The sequence below is a fragment of the Pedobacter sp. 01N416 genome (assembly GCF_056399685.1).
In genome coordinates this window covers 1-10,680 of the sequence record NZ_JBFTRT010000113.1, presented here as the reverse complement: position 1 = coordinate 10,680, position 10,680 = coordinate 1, and the positions used below count along the sequence as shown (strand labels likewise).

Here is a 10,680-nt window from a genome sequence, read left to right as displayed (position 1 = left end):
GCATTCAATGTTAATGCACTTACAAAAAGGAAAAATGCGAGGATTATCTTTTTCATTTGTACTTTAAATTAAACTTATAATAACCTGATCCTAGAGCAACCTTAGCTTTCCCCGCTTCTATACCTGCATCTGTAAACGTCGAATTGTATTCTTCGGAGATTTCATATTTCGGCAAAACCGGAAAGTAAATAGTTGCTTTTGTATTTACGGGGATATTCACCTCCAGTGTAAAAGTTCGGTCTGTTTTTTCCCATTTGCAAGAAATTTCGCCGTAGGGGGAATTGTAACGCACATCAGCTGAGGTTAAATCGCCCACCACTTCTGGTTCGATTTTAATATGGCTAAAAGCAATTGAATTTTCTGCCTGACGGATGCCGCCAACACCACTATACAGCCATTCCATTAAGTGCCCGAGCATAAAATGATTGTTGGATACGGTTGGCAAAGCGGCCCAAGATTCGGTTAAAGCCGTTGCGCCTTTGGCTAGCTGCATACCATAACCAGGTACATCCGAACGGCTGTTCATATCAAAAATCACATCCGATTTACCGGCATCTTCTAAAACACGTAACACATAACGATAACCGATATCGCCTGCTGTTAAACTGTTTTTACGATCTCTGATATCTTTAACCAAATTATCGATTACTGCATTTTTATGCTTTTCTTCAACCAGTTCCATATAAACCGCCATTGCATTTGCAGTTTGAGATCCTGTTGCATACTGTTTGCTTTTTGCATCAAAGAATTTATGGTTGAATGCATTTTTTACTTCAAGGGCAAGTTTTGCATAGGCCATTGCATCAGCTTTTTTGCCCAGCAGCGCAGCCGTTTTTTCTAAAATTTTTAAATCATAGTAATAAATGGCTGTACCCGTAATGCCCATTGGCGTTAACTGAGAAACGCCGGGAGGTTTTGGCCCCAGATCATACCAATCGCCTAAACCTTGCGATAAAATGTGGTTATTTGCTTTGGTGCCCAAATAATCGATGTAACGCTGCATCATTGGGTAATAATCAACCATAGCCTGTTTATCGCCATACCACTGATATAAATACCATGGTATTAAAATGCCACTGCTGCCCCATTCAGGCGAATCACGGAACATATCGCCACCCCATTCAAATTTTACATACTCAGGCGCAATTTCAGGGATCAAGCCGCTAGCCAATTGCGAGTTTTTCATGTCTTGCAAGGCTTTTTTAAACAAAGCTGCAGCATTGTAATTATATCTTACAGAACTGCCCATTAAATGCAATTCCTCTAACCAACCCAATTTTTCACGGTGTGGGCAATCGGTAAAAACACTAACCATGTTGCTTTTAATCGCCCAATCGATCAGGCTGAAAGTTTTATTGAACAACTCGTTAGACGATGAAAACTTACCTACCTGCTCAGCAGCATTTCGGATATGTAAAGCTTTTAAACCTTCTACTACCGATTTGTTAGATGGATTTTCTTTACCGTTTGGAACAGCCCCTTTAACCTGCAGATAGCGAAAGCCTGTATAAAAGAACTTAGGACGCCAGATTTCCAAACCATCTCCTTTTAAAATGTAGGTAAAATAAGATGGGCTGCCTATATTTTTTTGTGTTACCGAACCATCAGCTTTTAATAATTCGGCCGGGGTAATGCGAACCGTATCGCCTTTTTTACCTCGGACTTTCAATTCGATAATTGCAGAAGCGTTCTGGCCCATATCATAAACCCATTCGCCATGGGCAACCGGATTAATATTTTGAGGAGAAAAATTTTCGAAAATCTTTACAGGTTCTTCTCTTTGGGCATTTAGTTTCGGACCATCAGCTAATAACGACGATTTCCATCTGCTATCGTTAAAACCTGCTAAATTCCAGCCTTTTTGCTCGAGGTTGGCATTGTAATCTTCACCGCCATAAATGCTTGAAAAAGTTATGGGTGATGGCGCGGTTTTCCAACTTTGGTTACTGATGATATTCGCTGAAGTTCCATCCGTATATTCGATCAACAGCCTGCAGATCATTTTCGGATAACCATAAGCTACTTTTAATTTTCTATACCTTTCTTTAACTGGAGGAATATAATAAAAACCATTGCCCAGCATCACTCCTATTGCATTTTCACCTCTCTTAAGCTGTTTAGTTAAATCATAAGTCAGGTACAAGGCCTCTTTATCATACTTCGTCCAGCCGGGTGCTAAAAAGTCGTCGCCAACTTTCGCTCCGTTTAAACTCATTTCAAAATGGCCTAAACCAGAAATAAAAGCAGTAGCTTTTTTAATTGTCTTCGTTACCGTAAAACCTTTGCGGAACATCGGCAAGATATTATTGCCAATGTATTTGTCTTTTTTACCATCCGTTGGCAGACTATTTACGTTAGAGTCTGCCAGTTTTTCGTAGGCAATCCATTTTGCACCTTTCCAATCGGCTGTGTTGAGCAATCCCATTTGCCAAAAGGCCGAAGCGCTCCAGCCAGATTCATGCCCGAAATTATCCCAAACACGGACTTTCCAATAATAGGTTTTGCTTGATAATAACTTTTTACCTTTATATTTAATCTGTAATGATTGGCCTGAGTTTACTTTTTTAGTATCCCAAACATCCCCAATATTTTTATTTAAATTGCTTAAACTGCTAGAAACTACGATTTGATAGCTTGTTTGCATAATATTGTGTTTAGCTGATTGCAGTTTCCAGCTCAAACCCGGCGAAAGAACATCGATGCCAATAGGATTATTCCGATACGCACAATCCAATTGAGCAACCTTAATATCTTGCGCAAAAAGCGGGATGCTTAACAGATAAAGCCAAGAAAATATTACAAGTTTGCTCATTCACTATTGCACACCGTTTCGGATGTTTTGGTTAGGTTTATAAATGGTCATCAGCGATAAATTTTTTCAGAAATAAATTCTCAATTCTATGGAATTAAGCCTTATAAATTTATTAACTTTAAAATGCGATCACTAATTCAAATATAAATGTTTTTTTTAAATATGAAAACATATATTCGTATTTAAATTATACAAAATCTTCTCTTGGATAAATAAGAAAGCATTTTGTATGTTTGAAATTGTAAAAAATACGATACAGCCAAATTTAAACCCGCATGAACGAAAAAGAATCGAAGTACCAAGCCCCTGCTTTGGATAAAGGACTTGATATATTGGAGTATTTATCAGCACAATCTATCCCATTGTCTCAAACTGAAATTGCTATTGGTATTGAGAAAACGCCAAACGAAATTTACAGGATGTTGATGAGTCTGGAAAGTCGTGGCTATATTTTACGTGATGAAGTTTCGGGCAAGTATAGGCTATCGTTAAAGCTTTTTTACCTCTCGCACCGGCACTCGCCTATTGATGAACTGCGTAAAGCTGCCCAGTTTCCTTTAGAGGAACTGGCAAATAGTATCCGTCAATCTTGCCATTTGAGTATTTTGTACATGAACCAGGTAATGGTGATTATTCATGCGAAAAGTCCGGGGCCGATTGCGCTTTCTATCGAGGAGGGAAATTTGTTTCCATTACCTTTAACTGCATCAGGAAAGGTTTTATTGGCTTATATGCCCGAGGCTGAGCGTAGCACAACATTAAAAAACAATTCCATTTTTAAAAAATATGCTAAAGCCCAGCAAGAAGATTTTTTGACCTCATTGGAAGATATTCAGCAAACTGGCTCTTATTTCAAAAATAGTGATTCAGTTTCTGGTGTTACCGATCTTTCGGTACCAATTGGTATTAATGGCAATAATGGAATTATCGCCTGTTTAACCATTTCAATGTTAAATGCGATAAATGTAGATCAAGCGATTGAAAATGATGTGATCCTTGCCGAGGCCTATAAATGTGTTAAAAAAATAGAACAACGGATTGGGGTTTAATTGTTGATTTTACTTGTCAAGTCGTCATCCTGAACCCGATAGCTATCGGGTTGTTTCAGGATCTATCTTTTTATTAAAGTACTGATCCTGATGTAGAAATTGAGCGTGTAAGAAACCGCAATTCATTTGGGCGTTCCCCAAGCTACGCAAGGGTCCGGGCTTTTCAGGGCTGCGCTTCGCTCCGGTACCGATGAAAAATCGGTACTGAACCCTTACAATCCCTAACGCGAAGCTACCGTATCATGATATTTCGCTTAATTGCTTGCGCTCGTTTCCCAACGAGTGCATGAATAACTTTACGATTTTATCGTTTGTAAACGACAAGCTATTCAACGCTCGTTAGAAACGAGCGTTAGCCCAGAACCCTTACAATCCCTAACTCGGTATCTATCGCAATAAGCTATAGACAGGTTGATGTGTAGCCAAGAACTACTGAGTTTGGTTAAATAAACCTGATAGAACGGAAAGCCCGGAGCGAAGAATGAGTGAGGACTTGGAGGGAGAGCAGGACTTTCATAACCTAAAAGCACCGAACCCCGCTTTTCTAAATAATATGACCGGCTAAATAAAACCTCCGCTTCGCTCTGGTACCGATGAGGAATTGGTACAATCCCTAACGCGAAGTTACCGTATTGAGATTTTCGTTTCAAACCTCACAGGTTTATAAGCTTATAGTCATTGCGAGGAAGAATGACGAAGCAATCTTAAAGCGGTCGCTATAATCCATAGTAGTAAGATTGCTTCGTCGGCTGAAAAAGCCTTCTCGCAATGACGAAACTAGCCCGAATACTTCACGCTATAATCCTTGCCTTTTTCAATTGTAATTTCATACGAACCTTTCGATACTTCTTTCATTTCAGTGCCTTTCACAACTGGTTTGGTTTTGCTTTTTATCTTTAGTTTACCTACGCCTGTTGGAGAAGAAACTTTGATTTCTTTTTTACTGCAAAACACTGAAATATCACCATTCGCAGTTGGGACTTTGCCCTCCATCCAGGCTAAGCCACCCAGATTAGGTTCAATGGTGTAAGTTTCATAACCTGGTGTGGTAGGTTGTACGCCTAAATAATATTTTCCCAATAAATAAATCGGACTTGCACCCCAGGCGTGGCAAAGGCTTTTTCCAAACGGGCGGCCGTACATAGCCAAGTGTTCGGTTCCCTTTTTATCTGGGTTGTATTCCTCCCAAAAAGAGGTTGCGCCCAATTTTAACATGCCGCCCCAATAATTTTTCATTTCCTTTAATACATAAGGTTGTTCGCCCATGGCACATAATGCTTCGAGCTCATAAAAACGCATATAAGGTGTGGTAATTTTGGCAATCTGATCGTTTAAAAGCACATTCTTTTTAACCGATAACTTTTGTTCCGGTGTAAAATAATCAAAGAAAATCCCGAACATGTTGGCATAACGGGTTACATTATCTGTTTGTTTATCGTCAATCCGGCTGTGAACCAAAGCGCTTTTTTGCTGATTCCAATAAAGTTCAAAAATCTTGTTTTTCAGCTCTTTAGCCTGTTTATCGTATTTGGCAATGCCTTCTGCATCATTGGCTAATTTGGCACATAAAGCCATTGTTTCTAAACTCCTGGCATATAACAACTGTTCGAAACTTACTTCACCATCTTTACTTAGTTTATCTGCCCAATCGATAAAAATCCAGTCACCAGGCATCCATTCTAACAGGCCATTTTTATTCTTTCTTCCATCGATGTAAGTCATTAGCGACTGCATTCGTGGGTAAATATCCTGTACGAACTTCTGGTCGCCGGTAAATTTATAGTAATCATAAATCCCTAAAAACCAATAAAAAGAGTAATCCATAATGGTATTGATGTGCGCCGTTACGGGATCTTTTCCACGCTGAGCCAATAAAGTCCGTTTTACAGTTGGTGCATCAAAAAACGAGTAATAGTTCATCAAATAACTTTGATAAGCATCGCCACTCCACACCCAGCGATCGCGTTTTATGCCATCGATAAAGAACTCGCGGGTATTTAAATGGAAGGTATATTTGGCCACATCGTAAATTTTGTTTAGCTCCTCATCCGAAGATTTAAAACTTCCGCGTTCTGTTACTGGTGAATACTCATATAACATGGAAATAGAATCGACTGTTACATTTCCAGTTGTTTGGCGGTTCACATATCTAAATGCTTTCGAAAGTGGCATAATGGAATCCTTTTTCACAGCCAAATCAATATCCACATAATCTAAAGTCTCACATTTATCTTCAGAATAAGCTTCTTCAGCAGATTCACCATAAAATAAACTCAATCTACCTTTACCTTTTAAACCATGAACCTTAATGAAGCCAAAAGTTTCTTTTCCAAAATCTAATAGTTCTCCCCCCTCATTCTTTTTTCTACTTACCGCGGCAATACCTTTAACAGGCAATTTAAACTGTGATGGCAATTGAGTTGGATCAGTTAAATTCCATGAGCCTGCTAAAACAAAGGTAGTTCCCGATTTATCAGAGGTTTTTCCACTCGCATCGATCCATTCTTTATCCTCGAAAGTAGTGAGCCAGGTTTCATCAGAAACTACCGTTTTACCCTGAACAAAAATCGCCGGAACATGCGCCTGGTTGTAAACCTTCAAACTCAATTTGTGTTTCCCTGCTGGAATCTGAATGCTTTTTGGAAAACCCGCAATGGCCTGACCATCGATTTTAACGTTGTAAGTACCTTCTACAAACAATTTAACCTCTTCAGCCTGAGCAAGATTAAATTCTTTGTGAAAATCGACCAAAACATAATGACTATCCATTTTCCAGAAGACAGGGAAAAAGGAGCCTCTTTCGGTTCTGCGGTTCTGCATCACATTGCTCATGTAAATATCTAAATCGCCGGGGTACCAGATCCATGAGGCTTTTTGCGCGAAAAGCTGTGCTGCCGAGCAGGTGAAAATGGCAATGAGAATAAGTTTTTTTAAATTTTTCATATTATTGAATTTTTTAGCCACAGATTAACACAGATAAGCACAGATTTTTATATCTGTGTGCATCCTTTTCATCTGTGGTTCATTATTTTTAATGCCCATTAAATAAAATGTAAAGTGCAACCATTACGATGGCTAATGCAATCCACGAAATCCAAACTGTTCTTGCTGGTTTTTCTATATTGGCCTGGTGTTCTTCATTAACCGTGTAAATACTTGGTGATCTATCCAATAAAGAAATCAAAATCGCAATGATCATTAATCCTGCGAAAATGAAAAACGAAAGCATCAGATAATGCGGCCAGAAAGTGTATTTATCCGATGGTAAAATCCATAAATAAGTTACACCAACGCCCAAGCTTAAAATGGAGCCGATTGAAAGTGTAAAATTCACCGCTTTTCTTGTGGTTCTTTTCCAGAAAACAGTGAGTAAAAACACCACCGATAATGGCGGTGCAATAAAGCCCAAAACCGATTGAAAAACATCGAATAAATTCAATCCTTTAATATTGTCAATGGCCAAAACCACTATAACCGCGAAAATACATCCCGCAACAACTGCCCATCGGCCAATGCGGATGATCTGTTTATTACTCGCCTGTGGGTTGATTTTCTTTACATAAATATCCATCGTAAAAACGGTACTTAATGAATTTAAAGAAGATCCGATGGTACCCACCAAAACCGCAATCAGCACAACGATTACCAAGCCATTCATGCCAGGCGGGAATAAATTGGTTACCATGGTCATATAAGCTTCGTTCGGATCTTTTAATCCAGGAAATAACACATAACAAAGGATTCCTGTTCCAATAAATAATGGTAAGGAAAGGATTTTTAGCCAGCCAATAAAACTCACGCCCAATTGCCCTTGTTTTAAGTTCTTAGCACCCAGAACAGATTGAACCATCGATTGATCGGTACAGAAAAAGGCCACAGCTGCAACCGGATACCCCAACAAAATGGCGTACCATGGATATTTTGGATCGCTGGCGGGTTGGATTAAATTCCAGAAATGATGCGGTGTTTTTTGATATAAAGCAGAAAGTCCACCAACTTTATTCAGTCCCAAAAGCATGAGCGATAATGAAACGGCGATCAATAAAATCATTTGGAAAACATTTACTTTGGCAATGGCTTTTAAACCGCCGAAAAAGGTAAACAGTCCGGCAAAAGCGACCAATACGGTAACCGATTGCCACATCGGTATGCCCAAAATCTGGCGGACCAAAAAACCTCCGGCAAACAAACCGAGCGATAACCACGAAATTAAAATCTTAACCAGTGCATACCAGGCGAGGATGTTTTGTGTAGAATCGCCATAACGGTTGCCCATAAACTCGGGCATGGTACTCACTTTGGCGGCAAGGTATTTTGGAGCGAAAACGATGGCCAGTAAGAATAAAAAGATAAAGGCATACCAATCGAAATTAACGGCTACGATACCGGTGCTATAGCCAATACTTGCGAAAGCCAATAACATCGACGGACCTACATTGGTGCCCCACATGTTAAAGCCGATGCTACTCCAGTTTAATGATTTATTGGCCAAAAATAAGGTCTCATCATCGTTCTTCTTTTTAGAAAAACTGGCCCGATAACCAATGAAGATCAGGATGATGAGGTAAGCAATTACGATAAAGTAATCTAAACTGGTTAATCGTTCTACAATGTTTCCCATTAGGTTTATTTTGGTTAGTTATTTAGTTTTGCCACGGAATCACAGAATTCACGGAGTCCTGACGACCATTTTTATAGTTACGTCATGCTGAATTTATTTCAGCATCTATTTTACTGGACAGATTGCTTCGTGCCTCGCAATTACTGGTTCGTGAGACACAAACCATGGCGCATTATGTTCCGTGTTTTCTGTGTCTCCGTGGCAAACAATTACAATCCTATCGATTCCCTTGTAATGTGATTTGCTTTCAAAATTTCATCAACTTTTACTGGCAAACCGGTTTCTAAAGATTGATCCATTGCTTGTAATAGTGCCACAGTCCCGATGCCTTCTTTTAAATCAGGGTATGCGGTAAAATTATTGTTGATGCTATCTGCAAAATATTCTAAATAATTCTGGTATTCTCCGGCGTGATGGCTTTGCCCTTCGAAACGGAAATAGTGCTTTAAAGTAGAATCGCCCCAGGTGATGATCTTTTCTTCGCCGGTTTTGGTTGTAACAGAATATCGTAGTTCATGGTAATCGGCCTGGCTAGCGCCTTCTGTTCCTCGCAGGATACAGCTCATGCCACTATCGCGACTTGCAGGCTGTGTTGGACCAGTGTAAGCACCGCTAACCCGCGCAATTCTGCCATCTTTTGCTTTAAAAATAAAGTGCATGGTATCCTGATTTTTCAGTCCGGCTTTTAAACCGTTGCTACTCAACATGCCATAACCCATAACTTCTTCAATATCTGGCATGTACCACCTGATGAAATCAACAGGGTGACTTAAACCGCCATACAACCATTTAAATGATTGTTTTAACGACCAGCCTTTTTCCAAAAACCAGCGATGATCGGCATGGTAATGACTTTCGATAGTGATCAGTTCTCCGATTAAGCCCTTATCAAAATCTTTTTTCTGGCGCATGGCGGGTTCAAAAAAACGAGAGCTTTGCCCTACGAAAATCTTTTTTCTTGATTTCTTTGCTAACTCCAACAGCTCATTGGCCTGAGCTAAATCATCGATAAATGGTTTGGTACACACCACATGCTTCCCATGTTCAAGCGCCAGTTTAATGTGCTCAAAATGCAGATGATCTGGCGTGTAAATCGCAATCATATCGATTTTGTCGCTGGTTAACATATCCTCGTAATTGGTTGTCCAGTTTTGAAAATCAAATTCTAAAGCCCGTTCTTCGCAAAGCTTTTTATTGGCATCGCAAATCTGGATAAGCTTAAACTTTTTGCTTGCCAATGATGCAGAAATGGTACTTCTGCCCTCTCCTAAACCTAAAATCCCTAATCTTAACATGATATTATTTTTATAAGCGTTTTTGTTTTTATAAATTGTTGTCATTCTGACGCAGGAAGAATCTCTAACCTAACTGCGCCGAACCCACGGTTTTATTCGAGTTTTTTGTTGTACTGTACTTTAAGCCAGTTTTCCACTGTTAAAAGATCCTTCGTGCCTCAGGATGACATATATCTAAAAATATTTACTCAACCGGTTTAAAGAAAACCCAAACCTCTTCTGGTTTTGTTCCTTCAATCCCTTCCTGGTATTTTTTCATTATTGCATTCCATTCGTCTACTTTTGGATTGTTCTCAGTGGTTTTTGGATTCAATTCATCTAAACTTTTTCCTTTAGGAATACTAATGATCAGCATTAACTGTCTATCGTTTTTAAAGATGGCTAACCGCTGAAACTCGGCCTTACAAAATCCTTTCGATATCTCTGGCCATTTTTCAAACTGTGTTTTATGGTAAGCCAGATATTCTTTCTGGAGTTTTTCATCCTTTACCAAATTGGCTGATAAAATGATATTATCCCATTCTGCTACTGGTTTATCGCCACAATTCTTTTCTCTGTTGAAGTCGTAAAACAGATTGTCGTACAATTTAATTTCTGTCGCATTTAAGCGTTTTAAAGTTTGCTGCAAACTCTCCACTTTTAAACTTGAAGTATAAATTACCAATCGATTTCCCCATTTATAAATTGAACCTGGCAGGAGATTATTTTCTTTTGCAAAAGTTTTTAAGGCACTGTTACCCGGTAGATTACCTGTCTTATAAACCAATTCGAATACAACAGATTGATCTACGGCCTGATTGGTGCCTCTTTTTGAACAATTGGTTTTCTCTTTCAATAAATATTGAAAAGGCTTTTCTAAACCCGCACTTTGCTTGATATGATCGGCAACTTTTGGTCCGTTGC

The 10,680-nt window shown here is 39.1% G+C and carries 6 protein-coding genes; 1 reads left to right on the top strand and 5 read right to left on the bottom strand.

The features are described 5' to 3' along the window. Window positions 1-52: 52 nt before the first annotated feature. Window positions 53-2,812, bottom strand: coding sequence for a family 78 glycoside hydrolase catalytic domain (locus AC1DND_RS08390; protein WP_477580728.1), 2,760 nt, complete (start codon window positions 2,810-2,812; stop codon window positions 53-55). A gap of 275 nt (window positions 2,813-3,087) precedes the next feature. Between AC1DND_RS08390 and AC1DND_RS08385 the strand changes: the two genes are divergently transcribed. Then, entirely contained in the window at window positions 3,088-3,861 is a 774-nt protein-coding gene (locus AC1DND_RS08385; protein ID WP_230140880.1) for an IclR family transcriptional regulator, read from the top strand. Window positions 3,862-4,638: 777 nt separating this feature from the next. On the opposite strand, the gene AC1DND_RS08380 is transcribed toward AC1DND_RS08385, so the two are convergent. The 4 genes from AC1DND_RS08380 to AC1DND_RS08365 all read right to left on the bottom strand — a co-directional run. Then, window positions 4,639-6,804, bottom strand: a complete 2,166-nt coding sequence (locus AC1DND_RS08380) for an alpha-L-rhamnosidase-related protein (RefSeq protein WP_477580726.1) — start codon at window positions 6,802-6,804, stop codon at window positions 4,639-4,641. A gap of 88 nt (window positions 6,805-6,892) precedes the next feature. Next, window positions 6,893-8,482, bottom strand: a complete 1,590-nt coding sequence (locus tag AC1DND_RS08375; protein ID WP_477580724.1) for a sodium:solute symporter family transporter — start codon at window positions 8,480-8,482, stop codon at window positions 6,893-6,895. Between the two features lie 209 nt (window positions 8,483-8,691). Next, a complete protein-coding gene (locus tag AC1DND_RS08370; protein ID WP_477580722.1) occupies window positions 8,692-9,777 on the bottom strand; it encodes a Gfo/Idh/MocA family protein in 1,086 nt (361 codons plus the stop codon). A gap of 184 nt (window positions 9,778-9,961) precedes the next feature. Beyond that, window positions 9,962-10,680, bottom strand: a 719-nt coding sequence (locus tag AC1DND_RS08365) for an L-rhamnose mutarotase (RefSeq protein WP_477580720.1), incomplete at its 5' end; no start/stop codon positions are given.

What these genes read in the sequence shown, in the direction of transcription:
- AC1DND_RS08390 (WP_477580728.1), bottom strand. Translation starts at nt 2,812, where the DNA reads ATGAGCAAACTTGTAATATTTTCTTGGCTTTATCTGTTAAGCATCCCG.
- AC1DND_RS08370 (WP_477580722.1), bottom strand. Translation starts at nt 9,777, where the DNA reads ATGTTAAGATTAGGGATTTTAGGTTTAGGAGAGGGCAGAAGTACCATT.
- AC1DND_RS08385 (WP_230140880.1), top strand. Translation starts at nt 3,088, where the DNA reads ATGAACGAAAAAGAATCGAAGTACCAAGCCCCTGCTTTGGATAAAGGA.
- AC1DND_RS08375 (WP_477580724.1), bottom strand. Translation starts at nt 8,482, where the DNA reads ATGGGAAACATTGTAGAACGATTAACCAGTTTAGATTACTTTATCGTA.
- AC1DND_RS08380 (WP_477580726.1), bottom strand. Translation starts at nt 6,804, where the DNA reads ATGAAAAATTTAAAAAAACTTATTCTCATTGCCATTTTCACCTGCTCG.